Consider the following 16407-nt stretch of genomic DNA (forward strand, 5'->3'; position numbering starts at 1 on the left):
ATTAAAGGTGGATTTTCTTTAAAACAAAAAGTATAATTTTTATATAATCTGTTTAAAATGATGTATATCTAGATTGAAAAAAAATCCATTACCCTTCAATTTCAATCTAAGACAGGTCGTGTAACGTTACGAAATTATAGGGATTAGTGAGTTATGAAACATGGGCATTGTGATCGCGAACAGCATAAAAAAACGCCACCAGAACCAATGAATGCGCATAAGGCCTGTCATCAACATCCTATGCATAGGCAGCTTCCTAGTCATCCGGATGATCATCGAACTGAGACCGGAATCTATACATGTCCTATGCATCCAGAGATTCGCCAATCGGATCCAGGAAATTGCCCTATTTGCGGCATGGCTTTAGAACCGGAAACCGTTTCCGCAGAAAAAGAAAATCCTGAATACAAAAGCATGAAATACCGGTTTTGGGTGGCACTGATTTTGAGTATCCCTGTAGCTGTATTAGAAATGGGCGGTCATCTGTTCCATTTCATTGCGGCCAATACTTCTGCCTGGATTCAATTTGTATTAGCAACTCCTGTAGTTTTATGGTGTGGTTTGCCTTTTTTTCAGCGCGGCTTTCTTTCACTGAAAACCCGTCAACTGAATATGTTTACACTCATCGCTATGGGGATAGGGGTTGCCTGGGTTTATAGTACTATAGCTCTATTGTTTCCTGGACTCTTTCCTGCTGCTTTCCGTAACCAAGGAGTAATCAATGTTTATTTTGAAGCAGCTGCAGTCATCACTACTCTGGTTTTGCTCGGACAAGTTCTGGAGTTAAAAGCACGAGAGCAGACGGGCGGAGCCATTCGTGCTTTATTGAATTTAGCTCCTGAAAGCGCCCGTCGAATTGATCAGGAGGGCAATGAAGAAGACGTAACTCTGGATCAAGTCCAGGTAGGGGATATGCTTCGTGTCCGTCCTGGCGAAAAAATTCCTGTAGATGGTGAGGTACTCGAGGGAGGCAGTAATGTGGATGAATCCATGGTTACTGGGGAATCGATGCCAATAAATAAAGTGGCTGGCTCAAAAGTGATTGGAGCGACAATAAACCAGAATGGCAGTTTTATAATGAAAGCTGAACATGTGGGTAGTGACACCATACTTTCTCATATTGTACAAATGGTGAGTGATGCTCAACGAAGTAGAGCCCCAATTCAACGATTAGCTGATACAGTTTCAGGATGGTTTGTACCCGCGGTGATTTTGATTGCACTAGCGGCGTTTACTGTCTGGTTTTTCTTAGGTCCACAACCTTCATTTAGTTATGGTTTGCTTGCGGCGGTATCCGTGCTGATCATTGCCTGTCCTTGTGCGTTAGGTTTGGCAACACCGATGTCCATTATGGTGGGTGTTGGTAAAGGTGCTCAGAATGGAGTCTTAGTTAAAAATGCTGAGGCACTGGAGCACATGGAGAAAGTTAAAGTACTCGTTGTTGATAAAACGGGTACTCTAACGCTTGGCCATCCAAAACTAACTCAAATTATTTCTGAAAAAGAATATGAAGCTGATGAAATACTTGCTTTAGCTGCTGCATTGGAACAGCAGAGCGAGCACCCGATTGCCAACGCAATCATCACTGCGGCAAAAGAGAAACAGCTGTCATTTGCTACAGCAACGGATTTTAAAGCAATTGCAGGGAAAGGTATTATAGGTAAGGTTAGTGGTTCAAAAGTTGCACTTGGGAATCGGCAATTAATGAAAGAATATGGGGCAAATAATACATCGCTCGACGAGAATGCTGATGAATTACGAGCTCAGGGAGCAACTGTAATGTTTGTGGCTGTCGACGATGAAATCATTGGCATCCTGGCAGTTGAAGATCCAATTAAATCGAGTACGCCTGATGCCATCCTCGAATTGCAAAAAAATGAGATTGAAGTATATATGCTCACTGGGGACAGTCAAAGAACTGCAGAGTCAGTGGCAAGTCGTTTAGGTATAAAAAATGTGATTGCTGAAATTATGCCCGAGGATAAGCGTCGTATAGTGAGTGAGTTGAAAGATAAAGGCTTTATTGTGGCAATGGCAGGAGATGGGGTGAATGATGCTCCCGCTTTGGCTATCGCAGATATTGGTATCGCAATGGGTACAGGTACTGATGTTGCCATTGAGAGTGCTGGAATTACTTTACTGCATGGTGATTTGCGTGGCATCGTTAAAGCATATCATCTATCTCGAGCGACAATGGGCAATATACGTCAGAATTTATTTTTTGCCTTTATTTATAACGGATTAGGTGTGCCCTTAGCTGCCGGAGTATTGTATCCAGTGATGGGATTATTGCTTAATCCCATTATTGCCGCAACAGCGATGGCATTAAGTTCTGTTTCGGTAATTATTAATGCACTTAGATTAAGGAGAGTCAGGCTATAAGACTGCCTGGTTTCAACAGGTGCTATAAACTATAGTGTCGTTTTATTTGGTTGATACAGAGGTTTTATGTCTAAAATACTCATGAGTGCCTGTCTTCTTGGTCAAAAAGTTCGTTATGATGGAGGCGATTGTTTGCAGAACCATCCGCTTTTACAGCAATGGTTTAAAGAAGGAAAAATAATTGCTATTTGTCCGGAAATGGCAGGAGGATTACCTACCCCCAGACCCCCTGCTGAGATTCAAGGCAGAAAATCAGGCATCGATGTATTAAAGAAAAATGCTTTAGTCAAAACCAAGAACAATCAAGATGTTACTGACTTTTTTCTTGAAGGTGCCCAAAGAGCACTGGAACTCGTAAAGAAGCATCACATACGTGTTGCTATTTTAAAAACCAGAAGTCCTTCTTGCGGATCGAATACAATCTATGATGGAACATTTACGCGTTCATTGATGCAAGGGGAAGGCGTTACTGCCGCATTATTAATGGAGCATGGCATTCAAATATTTGATGAAAACCATATTGAAGAAGCATTGCGTGCGGCACTAAGGTAAACCCTTAATAAACCGCAATTTACAAGTCCATAATTTGTCCCTATATTTAACCAAGATCTATAACACTTTTAGTTTGTTCGTTACGGCCTCAACTGTTTTTTTCTAGGTTGAAACAGATTTATTTTACAAGGAGAAAAAGATAATGGAATACAAATGCCATAAATGTGGAATGGGAGTGAAAAACTTAATGTGTAGCAAATGCAATGCACTACTGGTTAGTGATGTTGTTAAAACCGATAATGGGAAGGTTCAAGTAGCAAAATGTCCTAATGGGTGTGGACAAATTAAATCACCAACATGTTGTGGTCACGATATGGTAAGCTCGGATTAATTGAAAGTTTTTAGCGAATCTTTCACACATCGCTGAAAAAAACGTCGATCGCTCCCCCTACGTCCCGCCCCCACGACTTGTTCGCAGGGGTGTCCGCGAGACGCAGAAGATCTGCGCTAATGAGCACCGAACCCCGCGGACGTATGCAGAGATGTGATCAAGAGTCAGTTGTTTGCAAACAGGTTGCCATTCAAGCATGAAGCAGCAGTTTCTGACAAATCGCTCTAGGGCAAGCTTGCAAACAGGTGGATTTGCAAGTTAAGAATAAATCCATATTTCATGCAATATTCTGCTGCATATTCATGATTACGTTGATTTTTTTCCATATCTAAAAGCCCCGGTTCCCAAAAGCTGACTACTTCATTGATTTCAGAACGCTCTGCTAAAGTAAGATCACGTCCTTTATCACGAATTGTGCTAACACGTTGAGGCTCTTTTTGGTATCTATTCATAGGACTCACAAATACCGGTTTCTTTGTTTTTTCGGCCCATTTATGTGCCCAGGCTGGTATTTCACTATAAGGTACATACTTGTTCTCTTCGGGGGCTGACATGACAAATTTCAAGCAATCAGCACGTTCCAACATTTTTGCATTCGGCTTCAGGTATCGAATAACTTTCCCATCCTTTTCCAGGCACTTGGGGCTAACTACCAAGGTGGTGCTTTTAGGAAGGTCTGCTAGAATGGAAATACCATTCGATTCAATTTGAGTGTCTTGGAAATACGACTTGGCTTCTTCTAAAAATAACGATAAATTTCGTTGCAATAAAGGTTCTCCCCCTGTAATTACGAGGACCATTTTTTTTGCCAGGCCTTTTGCCCAGTAGGGCGTTGGAAGATTACGACTCTGAAAAAACGCAGCAATGACGCTATCTGCTTCCTCGAGTAATGATTTAAAGCTTCTCCATTCACCAGTATCAAAGTAAGTATCGCAAAAGGAACATGCCAAATTACATTTGGCCAAACGAATAAAATAGGCTGGATGGCCGCGAAAAGGTCCTTCTCCTTGCAAGGTAAAAAAACGACTGGTAATAAAAAGCTCGTCCGGCTTTGCTTCTTTAAAAAAAGACTTTCCTACACTGTCGTTCATGCCGAACATCTATTTATCCTCTGGCTGTATAAAAATTTTACATATTATACTCTATTGCATTTAAAATGTGAGCCTCTCCTCTTATTTTTATTCTATGGAATGCGCTGTTCGAATCTTTGGGATTATAGCTTAGTGAAGAACGTAACCATAACTCGGAATTTGAGAGGCTTTATAGAAATGCGGTACTTCCAGGCTACAAAGCTTTTTTGCTGTTGTGATGTGAGCCGTTTAAAGACTGAATTAAGGCAAAACGCTCTATTAAATTGATGTTCTTTGAGGCCAGCTGATAAATTTTTGCAATCGTTTCCTGTCTTTTTTGCTTGAAAATAAGCTTTATTTCATTTTGTTGAGGCAGGTATATAGGGGAATACCGATAGGCGCCAAGTATTTTTCTCATTGAGTTCAAATTAATAGAATCAAAGACATAAAAATTATTGCGGGTGTAAATCTTAAAAGGGAATGATGTTTTTCTTATTTCGGGGCTAAAATTTAATTTACTAAAAGGCAATTTATTTTGACTGAAGCAATTCAATTCTTTGTATCGCTTTATGAAGTTGATTTGATTTAGATAGAAAAAATCTTGTGAGATTCCACTTAGTTTTCTGTTTACGATAGAGCAGTTAATTACGGGAAGGCCAAAGCCTACGTAATTAATAAAAAGCAATTCAAATAAATTTTCAATATAATGTTCTATTGCGTGCTCACGATGGCTTAGCAATGCTTTATGGATAAAATGAAAATCAAGGCCTTTCCAGGGTGTGGTATCGGAATGTAAGTACCACAGAAGATAATAAATTCCATCCCATGGGTTCTTGTAGTACTGCTCTGCTATTTGATTTTGCAGCTTACGAATTTCAAGCACCAGAGAAGGAGTGATAATGTAAGGAATTCTTGGCTTTAAACAAACGGCCATTCCATTTGTTTTTTGATGGCGGATGGCCAGTAGCTCGATATTATGCACAGCAATCCTTATTAAATAGACTAGAAATATCCAAATAAGGGAATAACATTTGAAAGTTTAGTAGAGAAAATCGAGTTTTTCAAAAAAAAACGTACTCTATTGTTTTTGAGGATCCGAAATCAGCCGCACAGCCATTAAATTGGAGATATGTTTTAATTGCTCACAAAGCTGGGGTAGTGATTCTTGAGGACCGCATATATCGATAAGATTCGCTGCAATTAATCCACGTGATTTATTTTCCATTTGTTCAATATTGTATTTTAGCTTTGATATGCTCTGGGTGATCTTACCCATCGCTCCTGGAGTATTTTTATTGATAACCAATATACGGTAACAATTAGGGACTTGAGTAGTAGAAAGGGAGATATTTGGAAAATTAATAGAATACTCAATGATCCCATGTTCTAAATAATTACAAATATTGCGAATTACCATTTCTGCTGCGGTCTGCTCCGCCTCCTGGGTACTTGCCCCCAAATGAGGAAAGCTCAAAACATTAGGATGATCAGCCAAGTTAATTGTTGGAAAATCTGTAATATAACCCATGAGTTTCTGATTATTTAATTGTTGTAAAATAGCTGCTTCACTTACTATTTGTTCGCGTGAAAAATTAAGTAACAGGGTATGGGGTTTCACTAGGGCAATATTTTCTTCATTGATTAAATGGGTGGTTGTTGCATTTAAAGGAATATGCAGCGTAATAATATCTGTGTGGGCAAGCAATACATTCATATCAATGACTTTTTCAACTCCGGGCATCAATGCTAGAGCATTTGTCAGAGTCATATTGGTATCAAAACCTAATACTTTCATTCCTAAGGCTAATCCAGCATTAGCCACTTTAACGCCTATATTACCTAAACCTATAACGCCCAAAGTTTTACCTGAAATTTCATGGCCAACAAATTTCTTTTTTTTCGTTTCTATTTCTCGATGAAATAGTTGGTTATCTTCTTTTGCTAATTCAGTAATGAAGGAGCGTGTTTCATCTAAATGTCTATAGCCTATTATCATGGCTGCCATTACCAATTCTTTCACTGCATTGGCATTTGCTCCAGGTGCATAAAATACCGGGACACCCATATTGGTCAGCACATCGATGGGAATATTATCAATACCTGTTCCTGCCCGCGCTACTGCTTTTAAGTTTTTTGAAAATGGATGATTATGTAATTTATGGGAGCGCACCAAAATAACATCCGGGTCGATGGGATTAAGACCTAATTGATAAACGTCAGGGTGAAACAAGCTCAAACTCTGAGGAGATATATTATCAAGAATTTGAATGGTGAACATGCGCATCTCCCTTGATCAAAACAATAGAATTATAAATCTCTGCAAGTCCTTGTTCATAATAAGCATAATATTGTGAGGGCAATTGTTTCAACTCATCTTGAGTTAATCCTAAAGGGATTATTGAGTAAAAGCTGGTATTGGTGATATAGAAATCGGAATGGTTTTTCACCCATTCTTTAGGATTTAAACCAGCAAAACCAATAAATCGTGTTACTGTTTCTCGAGCTTCCCAGTCGCTTACTCCATCACCTATCAGTAGGGATCGTTCACCTGGTTTAAGTATTGAGGCAATTTCCAATGTTTTACCATTGCCCTGAGTCATATTGCTTTGTCTATCAAAGTCTTGATAGTTCCCTTGTTTATCAAAATACACTTCTACTGCAAGCACATTACTTGAGGGAACTCGGAGATCCTCAGCAAAGGGAACTACGGCCATTTTAATCCCTGCGGAAATGATATAGATTTTTTTATTAAAATGATGCAATAACTGAAAGAGTTCTTGTGCTCCGGGAGCAATATTGCGTTTATAGCGCTCGGCCAGCTCTTCTATTTGTTCTCGTGTAGGTTGAACATAGCTCAAACGTTGCTGATAATCATTAGGGGTCATGCCGGTTTGCCCCATACATCGTTCAGTAATTTCATGTACTTGTTGGGCAACCCCATTCATGGTTGCTAATTCATTAATGCCTTCAATTAGAGAGAGTGTCCCGTCGCAATCAAAGAAAAAGGTATCAATGGGGAGTTCTAAAGCCCAGGGATTTGTATTTTGCATGAATAGCACTCTTATTTTGTAGTTATTACCCGATTTTTAAACTGAGTATCACAGCCCTGGTAGAGATGGGCCATGCGCGTATTCTTCTTTATCCATTAATAGGCGCAATTGTTTCGCAACGGTATACCAATACTCTTTGTCATAGATTGTTTCTTCTTGTGGTTTATATTCATCTCCTTGCACTAGGCAATTGAATTCTGCAAATAAATAAGAGGCGAAAGAGTGGTTTTCACATCGAGTATCAGGATCTTCGAAAAACCGCTGCATTTGCTGCATAATTGCATCAATGTTTGGGCTTGCTTCCGCTTCGGCTTTAACCAGTTCTGCTTTTTTTTGCCCATCAGGCCCGTGGCGCCACCAACTAAACCATCCATTAGGTTGGCGAGTATTGATACCTAGTTCATAGTATTTTTTGTAAGCGATCTGTGCATTTCCTATTGTCTTCTTCAACACGTTGAGCCAGTCTTTAGTTAAGTCTGCATCAATTGATTCACTGTGTTTTGGCTCATTTTTTTTAAAAAAATCCTGCGGGAATGAGTTCGATTTGCGTTGGGGACGTGAAGGATTTCTATGCTCAATTTTGGGCCTTGATTTGGTAACATGAGTCAGGGATGCTTTACCAGGAGGTATCGCATTAATCGATGTTGGATTAAGGGGTATCGGTGGATTATGAGGTATCCCATTAGCATTAAGAGGTATCGTATCAAGGTAAGTTGTATTAAGAGATATCGCACTCAAACGAGAACGTTCTTTTGCGGCAATTAATTCTGCCCTCCTTTGAGCAACTAATCCTGTAGGAATACCAAAATTGTTCCCTTTTTCAATTGAAGTTTTCTGCTTATCCTTTTTGCCCATTGTAATTCCTTATCCCTAAGTTATTCATTTACAACATCAAATTGATATGATTTTAAGGCAATCTAATCATATAGGCTCTTTTTTTACTATGCAACAATCCCAACTCATGTTACCTGAGTTATACAGCAGGATTAAGACTCAGCTATAACCTCAAGAATAAGTCTATACTTGGAAGAATGATAGGCTCAGGAAAAAGGAATACCCATGAATACCTATACACCAGACATTGAACATCCAGTAACTATCCCCAGTAAAAATGTTTATCTCAACGGTTTTTTATTTATCCCTGAAAAAGCTAAAGGAATGGTCGTTTTCGTGCATGGCAGCGGAAGCAGCCGTTTCAGCAGCCGCAATCAATATGTGGCAAGCACCTTGAATGAAGGGAAATATGCTACGTTGCTCTTTGATCTGCTTACCTCACAAGAAGATGTTATTGATAATGTCACTCGCGAATATCGTTTTGATATTCATTTATTAGCTTCTCGACTTGTTGATGTCATTCATTGGTGTACAAAAGAATTTGCAGAATTTCATTTTCCAATTGGTTTGTTTGGTTCAAGTACTGGCGGGGGTGCCGCACTTGTAGCTGCAGCCCAGGAACCTAAGTTAGTCAATGCGATTGTATCGCGTGGCGGCAGGCCAGATTTGGCTGGAAACTATTTGCCTCAGGTCAAGACGCCCACTTTACTTATTGTGGGCGGTGATGATGAAGTGGTGATAGGACTCAACCAGCAAGCGATATCCCAAATGAGTTGTACCACACATTTGGAAATAGTTCCTGGAGCAACTCACTTATTTGAGGAGCCTGGAAAATTACATGAGGTCTCAAACTTGGCCAAAGAATGGTTTGATGAGTATTGTGCTGGATAGTAAGGAGGCTTTTATGAATAAGGATGCTTTGCAAAAGCTAATAGATGAACTCAATGGTGCAATAGTTTCACTTAAACCTGATGGTGAAGATTATGATGCAATAATCAAACAAATTGGAGATGCTCGATTTGTGATGATTGGCGAAGCAACTCATGGAACGCACGAATTTTATCAAACACGCATCGAAATATCGCAACGTCTTATTAAAGAGCATGGATTCATGGCTATTGCTATTGAAGGGGATTGGCCTGATGCACATCGTGTTCATCGTTATTTACAAGGGAAAGGCAATGTAACCGACAGTGAGCGAGCCTTGAATGGTTTTCAGCGATTTCCAGTATGGATGTGGCGTAATTCAACGCTTCCTCCATTCCTGAGTTGGTTACGTCAACACAATGATGCCTTGCCTGCAGCACAAAAAATTGGATTTTATGGTCTTGATTTATACAGTTTAAACTCTTCGATGCAGGCAGTTATTGATTTCTTAAATAAAATCGATCCTGAAGCAGCACAACGTGCCGCACAACGTTATGCCTGTTTTGATCATTTAAATCAGGATCCTCAAATGTATGGTTATCTAATTAATGCCGGGATTAAAAAGGCCTGTATTCATGAAGCGGTAGCACAATTAGTAGAATTACAGCATCGTGCTTTTGAGTATCTTCATCGTGACGGAGTCACTGTTGAAGATGAATATTTTTTTGCAACACAAAATGCTCGCTTGGTAAAAAATGCAGAAAATTATTACCGTTCCATGTTAGAAGGGAGGGTGTCTGCATGGAATATTCGGGATAGTCATATGATGGAAACACTCAATGTACTCGCTGATCATTTGGAAATGCGATTTAATCAACCTGCTAAAATTATTATTTGGGCGCATAACTCGCATCTTGGGGATTCACGTGCTACGGAGATGGGGGATCGTAATGAATTTAATTTGGGTCAATTAGTACGCGAGCAATATGGACAACATTCTTATTCTCTTGGTTTTTCTACTTATGAAGGAACCGTAATGGCTGCATCCGATTGGGGAATGCCTGGAGAGAAAAAATCAGTGCAACCAGGGATGCAAGGAAGCTATGAGGAGTTATTTCATCATCTGAAGCACAAGAATTTTTTCTTGAATTTATTAAATAATGAGAAATTGGAACATTATTTAAACATTCCTCGCTTACAACGGGCTATAGGTGTGGTTTATCTTCCGGCGACGGAACGTTTTAGCCATTATTTTTTTACACATTTGCCTTATCAATTTGATGGGCTGATTCATTTTGATAAAACAAGTGCTTTACAGCCTTTAAGTTAAGAGCCGCTCATGACTCATGAATAAGGTAAAACGGTAGCCTGCATCCAGGCTACTTTTACTAGGTTTTTTACTTGATATTTAATGCAATTAAATCTTCTTCATTTAAGGTTTCTTTTTTTAATAATAATTGCGCACCTTTCTCTAAAATTTTAATGCGCTTTTTGATGATATCCACAGCATCATCAAAGGCAGTTTGAATTATTTTGCGAACTGCTGCATCAATCTCACATGCAGTTTCCTCGCTAAACTCACGTTCGTGGTGCATTATAGGAGCTTCCAGGAAGGGTGAGTTTTCTTTTTGGTACGTTACAGGTCCAAGTTCTTTATCCATACCGTAACGCATGACCATATTCCGTGCAATATCAGTAGCTTTGGCAAGATCATCTGCTGCCCCCGTTGAGAATCGACCAAAAACAACAAATTCAGCTGCTCTACCTCCGAGCAAAACCATCATTTTATTTTTTAATTCTTCTTCTGTCATAAGATAACGGTCTTCGGTAGGACGTTGAATGGTATAACCCAAGCTACCTATCCCGCGGGGAATAATTGAGACTTTGTGTACCTGGTCTACATTAGGCAAGGACAGTGCTATCAGGGTATGTCCCATTTCATGATAAGCTACTGCTTTACGCTCTTCAGGATTGAGTAAGCGATTCTTTTTTTCCAACCCCGCCACCATGCGTTCAATAGCGTTGGTAAAGTCATCCATACTTACAGAATCGGCATTATGACGCGTAGCCAGCAAGGCTGCCTCATTGACCAGATTCGCTAAATCGGCTCCAGAAAAACCTGGTGTTAAGGCCGCAATCTTTTCCGGATCAATATCAGGACCCTGCTGTATTTTTTTCAGATGAACATTGAGAATTTCTATCCGGCCTTTTTTATCAGGTCGATCCACAAGTATATGGCGGTCAAAACGTCCCGCCCGTAATAATGCGGGATCAAGAATTTCCGGTCGATTGGTAGCGGCAAGGAGTATTAATCCTTCACTGGGATCAAAGCCATCCATTTCCGAAAGCAACTGATTTAAAGTCTGTTCTTTTTCATCATGTCCTCCGCCAATAGGATAAGCACCACGTGCTCTGCCTAAGGCGTCAAGTTCATCAATAAAAATAATTGTTGGAGCGGTTTCTCGGGCATTGGTAAACAGATCACGTACTCGTGCAGCACCAACGCCAACAAACATTTCTACGAATTCTGAACCATTAATTGAAAAAAATGGTACTCCCGCCTCGCCTGCTACAGCTCGTGCAAGTAATGTTTTTCCTGTTCCAGGTGGGCCAACTAAAAGTACGCCTTTAGGTATGTGAGCGCCAATACGAGTATAATGTTGCGGGTTTTTAAGGAATTCAACCACTTCCATAAGCTCGGCTTTTGCTTCATCTACTCCTGCAACATCTTGAAATGAGACATGTGTTTCTTTTTCCATGTAGATTTTTGCTTTACTTTTTCCAACATCCAAAACTCCCCCAGCTGTAGAACCCATGCGTCTTAGTAAAAAACTCCACAGAGCAAAAAAGAGCAATGCAGGAATAATCCAGGATAATATCAGGGTTAACCATTTGTTTTCAGCTTGTCCATTAAATTTCACTTTTGCTGCTTCCAAAGTAGATATAAGGGACGGATCATTAATGCGGACCGTAGTGACTTGGGGATTTTTGCCGCCATATTCTTTTATTTCATTAAATTTATCTTCAGTGAGTAATCCTGATAAACCTTCAGTTTTTACATCTGCGGTAATGTAGCTTTCAGCAAGTAAGACATTATTTAACTTATCGGCTTTCAACAGTTTTATAAAATCACTGTAAGCAATATTTACAGGGTGGGCTGCGAAAAAAAAGTTCTGGAATAAGATGATAATCCAGAAAATTATCAAAAAATACCAGAGCGAAAACTGCCATTGTTTGTTTTCCACCACTTCCCCCAATTTATGGCCATCCTTTTATTAGTAGAAAAAACGAACTGGTTTTATACAGTATATACCAAAGGATGAATGATCAAGTCATCAGTATTAGCCCCTTCCATATTTTCAGGCTGTGCTTCTGCTGAAGAAGGATAAACTCAGCTTAACTGAATCTAATTTTCTAAAAATGCACATACTGTTGAATATTGATTCATTTTTAATTATAATTAGGCTATCGATCCGTAACGGGCATTAATTCATGTATCAAGCTGTAGAGAGTACGACTAACACACTTCCTAACGAATCTTATGTTCTTGATTATCCTAATAAAGATGATTTATCTGACTTTTTAAATTATGTCCGGCACGAAGATGCGATGGCTGAAATTTATTTTGAAAATGATGTTGAAAAATTAGATGAGGAAACGATTCTGTTATTTAAAAATAATGGAAAATTGTTACATAACAAGAACAATAGATGTGATTTAATGCTTGTTTTACGTGACAATGGAAAAGTCGTTGGTTTTATTGAATTAAGACTAACTAAAGATACAGAAAACATATCTCAGTTATTTAGTTTATTCGTAAGTGAGAAATATCGTCGTAAAGGGCTTAGTAATTTAATGATGGCCTATGCTCTGGATTTTTTCATAAATAGCGGTCAGAAAAATATGGCCGTCGCTCCTTCAGCAGAATCACTTACCGTTTATAATAAGTTTGGTTTTTATCCACTAGAATTTCATGCAAATAAAGAGTCATTAGAAAATTGGTTCAAAAAGACGGAGGAAGAACGGCTTGAACAGTTAAAAGATGACCCTTCAGAGTACCTTGCGATGGATTTAACCGATCCATTTTGTCGTGAAACCTTTGAAAATCATTGTAAAAAAGTTGCTCCTCATTTTGTTAAATTTAAGATTTCCCAAGATTTACAAAAGGATCTAAAAATTGATGTTTTCGACTGGAGAAAAAAAACAACCACACCAACTTTATCGAGCAGTGGCTTGGGAGTTCTAAGTACTTTAGACGATAGCAGAAAAAGAAAATCTGAGTCTGAAACATCACTGCCGCAAGATGAGTCAGACGAGAGCAAAAAAAGAAAAGCTGAGCCTGAAACATCGCTGCCGCAGGATGAGTCTCAAACCCAAAAAATATTTTTTGAACAATAGAGAAAGTGCGCGCAGAATCAATATTCAGCGCGCGAAACATCCATCGCTTATTGTCACATATTCTTTAATTTACGACTATTATTAGTAGAAAAAAATGAACTATTTTTCAGGTTAATTAAAGGATGAAGGCTCATGTCATCAGTATTACCCCAATTCCATATTTTTTTATGTGGTGATGTCATGACGGGGAGAGGGATTGATCAAATCTTAACTCATCCGTGTGAGCCGCAAATTTATGAATCCTATGTTAAAGATGCACGTGATTACGTCTGGCTTGCTGAAAGGATTAATGGCACGATTCCGCTGGGCAACAAAGGAGCCTATATATGGGGTGATGGTTTAATCGAATTAAAACTAAGAAACCCTGATCTCCGTTTAATTAATCTGGAAACAAGCATTACCCGCAGCAATACTCCATGGCCATTTAAGGGGATTAATTATCGCATGCATCCTGAGAACATAGATGCTATTACTTCGGCACATATTGATGTGTGTGCTTTAGCAAATAATCATATATTGGATTGGGGAAGAGAGGGGTTTTTAGAGACATTGTTGACTTTGGATAATGCTCGAATAGCTTATGCAGGTGCAGGAAAAAACATTCAGAAAGCGACTGCACCTGCAATTCATTTTATTCCAGGTTTTAAAGGAAGAGTTCTCGTGTTCTCGATGGGGCTTTATTCCAGCGGTATTTTAAATGAGTGGGCTGCCACTCAGGAACAACCTGGGTTATGGTTGTTGACTGATTTAAGTGAAGACTCCATAAAGCGAGTCAAGGAAGTTATTGAGTATTATAGAAAAACTGGAGATTTATGCATCGTTAGTATTCATTGGGGAGGAAATTGGGGTTATAACATTCCCGCCCAACATCAGCAATTTGCATACACACTCATTGATGAATTAGGTGTTCATGTGATCCATGGTCATTCCTCACATCACCCAATGGGTATTGAATGGCACAATCAGGGCTTGATTCTTTATGGTTGTGGGGATTTGATTAATGATTATGAGGGTATCAGTGGCTGGGAGCACTTTAAAAGTGATTTGTCATTGATGTATTTTTTCTCTTTTGACCCAAATTTGCGATTGACGCAATTGGAATTAGTCGCAATGATAAGAAAAAATTTCAAATTGCACTACGCAAGTAACGAAGAGTGTCAATGGATGATGAACAATCTTATTCAATGCTCTCAGGATTTTAAGACATCTTTTGAATTAGAAGAGCGAGTGATTTATTGTTCATGAATTCAGTTGCTTAAGTTTGAGGAGAGCGGTGAATCTATCTTTTGGGTTAGCCCTTCTGTAATAATTGAAATTAAAGGTGCTAAGCTTTTTTTGCTGCATTGCTCGAGTTTTTTTCGTGTTTTTTCATGTGAAGTAGAATAAAAATCAGCAGAATCATTATGTTCATAGCAGTAGAGTAACCATTGTATGTCTTTTGATGTTGGTGGCGAAGAAAAAAAGGAAGTCGTCCATGAAGGTTTCTTTAAAAAACAAATTTGTTCCGCCAGATGGTCCGCAACAGCTCTTCGCAATTGGTTTATCAGTGGTGCGGGTGCATTGCTTTCTTGGGCAATTTTGTAGAATAGAACGCATTGATTCATACTCATTAAGGTAATTAATCTATTTTGCAAATGCTCATCCAAATGGAAAAATAATGTTTGATATTTTTTCTCGGTTAACCAATGTTCTTCTTGTGCTGCTATGGAAAGACGCAAAAAGTAGCTCTTCTTTTCTATATCGAAGTTATTGGACTCCTCGAGTAGGCTTAATTGCCTTAATGCAGTAAAAAATTCAAGTATGGCATTGGGCGAAGGTCGATCCTCCCTGTTTTTTTTCCCCATATTCAGGATGAACTTTTTAACTAATTCACAAACAAAGAGGTCAGGTTTTTCTTTAAAATGTTCAAAAAGGCCCTCAGTGCAAAAACCAATGTCGCGAAATGTTCTTATTAGTTCATCTCGCTTCATATGCATGTTGTTATTTCTGAATTCAATAATTTTTTTTAAGGGGTTATGTGCACCAAATAGACTTAATAAAAGCGGGCTCAATGCAAAAAAATCACTCGATTCCGAGTAGTTGCCGTTTAATATTTCGATGGCAACATGTTCTGGGGTTCCTTGAGGGATTTGCGGCATATCAGTGATGAGTTTGGCATAATCGAGATCCAGGAATGACACGTCGACTTTATATTTTTTCCCCTCAGGAGTCTCAATTTCTTTAATTTTTATTTTGATATTTTCCCCTTTAATATCGCCATGAACGATCGCAGGACCGCTGGTATTCCTATAATGAAGCGTATTAAGCTGAAGAATTAATTGCCAAGAGATCTCTACCACTTGCAAAAAAGTTAATTGATTTAGTTCAGGATTATCGCGAGCATCCGGATAAATATGGAACCCGTCGATGTAATCCATGATGAGCACATCTCTACCTTTAATATCTAAGACAGCTATCTCTGAAGCATAAAATTGAAAAGGGGAGGGATGGTGCTTGCCATCATAGAGCTTTATGGCTACCGGGCTATTGTGGTCAATTTTCAATTCTTCTTTTTTTACATGTCGCGGTTTTAAATGAATGGGATTTGCGTTGACTAAAGTACACTGATACCCCCTATAAACAGAATCGCCTAATTCTTCAGAAAAATCAGAGACATAGTACACAATTGAACCCTGTCGTTGTTGTACAGGAAATAAGGTAAAGGGCAGGGGTTTTTTCCCTTTTTCTTTATTTGTCATAAAGCGTAAGCCTTTTTTAATAGGGACTATTTTAGTGCTCAAATCGTGTCAAAAATGAAAACACTAAATACTCTTAATTAGTGACATGAAGCCTCCTGAAAAATTAGTTACTTTTTTTATTTAATGCAACATACCTTTGCATTATTTTTACAAACTGCTTAATAGTCTCTTAATTTTAAAGGAAT

Annotated in this window: 14 protein-coding genes; 7 read left to right on the plus strand and 7 right to left on the minus strand. The window is 38.9% G+C overall.

The window, feature by feature from the left end; all coding sequences use genetic code 11:
* Positions 1-153 precede the first annotated feature (153 nt).
* The 3 genes from copA to LXO92_RS06790 all read left to right on the plus strand — a co-directional run bounded on the left by copA (position 154) and on the right by LXO92_RS06790 (position 3265).
* Positions 154-2382 (plus strand): copper-transporting P-type ATPase, encoded by a 2229-nt coding sequence (gene copA, locus LXO92_RS06780; protein ID WP_182351913.1) that lies wholly within the window; start codon positions 154-156, stop codon positions 2380-2382.
* A gap of 66 nt (positions 2383-2448) precedes the next feature.
* On the plus strand, positions 2449-2934 hold the full coding sequence (locus LXO92_RS06785) for a 2-thiouracil desulfurase family protein (protein WP_182351914.1): 486 nt from the start codon (positions 2449-2451) through the stop codon (positions 2932-2934).
* 142 nt (positions 2935-3076) lie between these two features.
* Positions 3077-3265: a hypothetical protein gene (locus tag LXO92_RS06790; protein ID WP_232890664.1), complete on the plus strand. Its 189-nt coding sequence runs from the start codon at positions 3077-3079 to the stop codon at positions 3263-3265.
* Between the two features lie 224 nt (positions 3266-3489).
* Here the strand turns inward: LXO92_RS06790 and LXO92_RS06795 are convergent, their stop codons facing one another.
* The 5 genes from LXO92_RS06795 to LXO92_RS06815 all read right to left on the minus strand — a co-directional run bounded on the left by LXO92_RS06795 (position 3490) and on the right by LXO92_RS06815 (position 8240).
* Positions 3490-4365: a 7-carboxy-7-deazaguanine synthase QueE gene (locus LXO92_RS06795; protein ID WP_182351915.1), complete on the minus strand. Its 876-nt coding sequence runs from the start codon at positions 4363-4365 to the stop codon at positions 3490-3492.
* Positions 4366-4549: 184 nt separating this feature from the next.
* Positions 4550-5317: a hypothetical protein gene (locus tag LXO92_RS06800; RefSeq protein WP_182351916.1), complete on the minus strand. Its 768-nt coding sequence runs from the start codon at positions 5315-5317 to the stop codon at positions 4550-4552.
* Positions 5318-5413: 96 nt separating this feature from the next.
* Entirely contained in the window at positions 5414-6613 is a 1200-nt protein-coding gene (locus LXO92_RS06805; protein WP_182351917.1) for a 3-phosphoglycerate dehydrogenase family protein, read from the minus strand.
* Complete coding sequence (locus LXO92_RS06810) at positions 6591-7385, minus strand: HAD-IB family phosphatase (protein WP_182351918.1); 795 nt, start codon at positions 7383-7385, stop codon at positions 6591-6593. The genes LXO92_RS06805 and LXO92_RS06810 overlap by 23 nt, the downstream gene beginning before the upstream one ends.
* Before the next feature lie 48 nt (positions 7386-7433).
* Positions 7434-8240, minus strand: coding sequence for a hypothetical protein (locus tag LXO92_RS06815; protein WP_182351919.1), 807 nt, complete (start codon positions 8238-8240; stop codon positions 7434-7436).
* A gap of 204 nt (positions 8241-8444) precedes the next feature.
* Between LXO92_RS06815 and LXO92_RS06820 the strand changes: the two genes are divergently transcribed.
* A complete protein-coding gene (locus tag LXO92_RS06820) occupies positions 8445-9110 on the plus strand; it encodes a dienelactone hydrolase family protein (RefSeq protein ID WP_182351920.1) in 666 nt (221 codons plus the stop codon).
* Positions 9111-9123: 13 nt separating this feature from the next.
* Positions 9124-10416, plus strand: coding sequence for an erythromycin esterase family protein (locus LXO92_RS06825; RefSeq protein WP_182351921.1), 1293 nt, complete (start codon positions 9124-9126; stop codon positions 10414-10416).
* Positions 10417-10483: 67 nt separating this feature from the next.
* Here LXO92_RS06825 and ftsH read toward each other — a convergent pair whose 3' ends face one another.
* Positions 10484-12331 (minus strand): ATP-dependent zinc metalloprotease FtsH, encoded by a 1848-nt coding sequence (gene ftsH, locus LXO92_RS06830; protein WP_232890666.1) that lies wholly within the window; start codon positions 12329-12331, stop codon positions 10484-10486.
* 247 nt (positions 12332-12578) lie between these two features.
* Here ftsH and LXO92_RS06835 point away from each other — a divergent pair, with 247 nt between their 5' ends.
* Positions 12579-13484, plus strand: coding sequence for a GNAT family N-acetyltransferase (locus LXO92_RS06835; protein WP_232890667.1), 906 nt, complete (start codon positions 12579-12581; stop codon positions 13482-13484).
* Positions 13485-13616: 132 nt separating this feature from the next.
* Complete coding sequence (locus tag LXO92_RS06840; RefSeq protein ID WP_182351924.1) at positions 13617-14729, plus strand: CapA family protein; 1113 nt, start codon at positions 13617-13619, stop codon at positions 14727-14729.
* Between the two features lie 2 nt (positions 14730-14731).
* On the opposite strand, the gene LXO92_RS06845 is transcribed toward LXO92_RS06840, so the two are convergent.
* Entirely contained in the window at positions 14732-16222 is a 1491-nt protein-coding gene (locus LXO92_RS06845) for a protein kinase domain-containing protein (protein ID WP_182351925.1), read from the minus strand.
* Between the last annotated feature and the right edge of the window lie 185 nt (positions 16223-16407).

This window comes from Legionella resiliens (assembly GCF_021344005.1).
Classification (GTDB): domain Bacteria; phylum Pseudomonadota; class Gammaproteobacteria; order Legionellales; family Legionellaceae; genus Legionella; species Legionella resiliens.

What these genes read in the sequence shown, in the direction of transcription:
- copA (WP_182351913.1), top strand. Translation starts at nt 154, where the DNA reads ATGAAACATGGGCATTGTGATCGCGAACAGCATAAAAAAACGCCACCA.
- LXO92_RS06785 (WP_182351914.1), top strand. Translation starts at nt 2,449, where the DNA reads ATGTCTAAAATACTCATGAGTGCCTGTCTTCTTGGTCAAAAAGTTCGT.
- LXO92_RS06790 (WP_232890664.1), top strand. Translation starts at nt 3,077, where the DNA reads ATGGAATACAAATGCCATAAATGTGGAATGGGAGTGAAAAACTTAATG.
- LXO92_RS06795 (WP_182351915.1), bottom strand. Translation starts at nt 4,365, where the DNA reads ATGTTCGGCATGAACGACAGTGTAGGAAAGTCTTTTTTTAAAGAAGCA.
- LXO92_RS06805 (WP_182351917.1), bottom strand. Translation starts at nt 6,613, where the DNA reads ATGTTCACCATTCAAATTCTTGATAATATATCTCCTCAGAGTTTGAGC.
- LXO92_RS06810 (WP_182351918.1), bottom strand. Translation starts at nt 7,385, where the DNA reads ATGCAAAATACAAATCCCTGGGCTTTAGAACTCCCCATTGATACCTTT.
- LXO92_RS06815 (WP_182351919.1), bottom strand. Translation starts at nt 8,240, where the DNA reads ATGGGCAAAAAGGATAAGCAGAAAACTTCAATTGAAAAAGGGAACAAT.
- LXO92_RS06820 (WP_182351920.1), top strand. Translation starts at nt 8,445, where the DNA reads ATGAATACCTATACACCAGACATTGAACATCCAGTAACTATCCCCAGT.
- LXO92_RS06825 (WP_182351921.1), top strand. Translation starts at nt 9,124, where the DNA reads ATGAATAAGGATGCTTTGCAAAAGCTAATAGATGAACTCAATGGTGCA.
- LXO92_RS06835 (WP_232890667.1), top strand. Translation starts at nt 12,579, where the DNA reads ATGTATCAAGCTGTAGAGAGTACGACTAACACACTTCCTAACGAATCT.
- LXO92_RS06840 (WP_182351924.1), top strand. Translation starts at nt 13,617, where the DNA reads ATGTCATCAGTATTACCCCAATTCCATATTTTTTTATGTGGTGATGTC.
- LXO92_RS06845 (WP_182351925.1), bottom strand. Translation starts at nt 16,222, where the DNA reads ATGACAAATAAAGAAAAAGGGAAAAAACCCCTGCCCTTTACCTTATTT.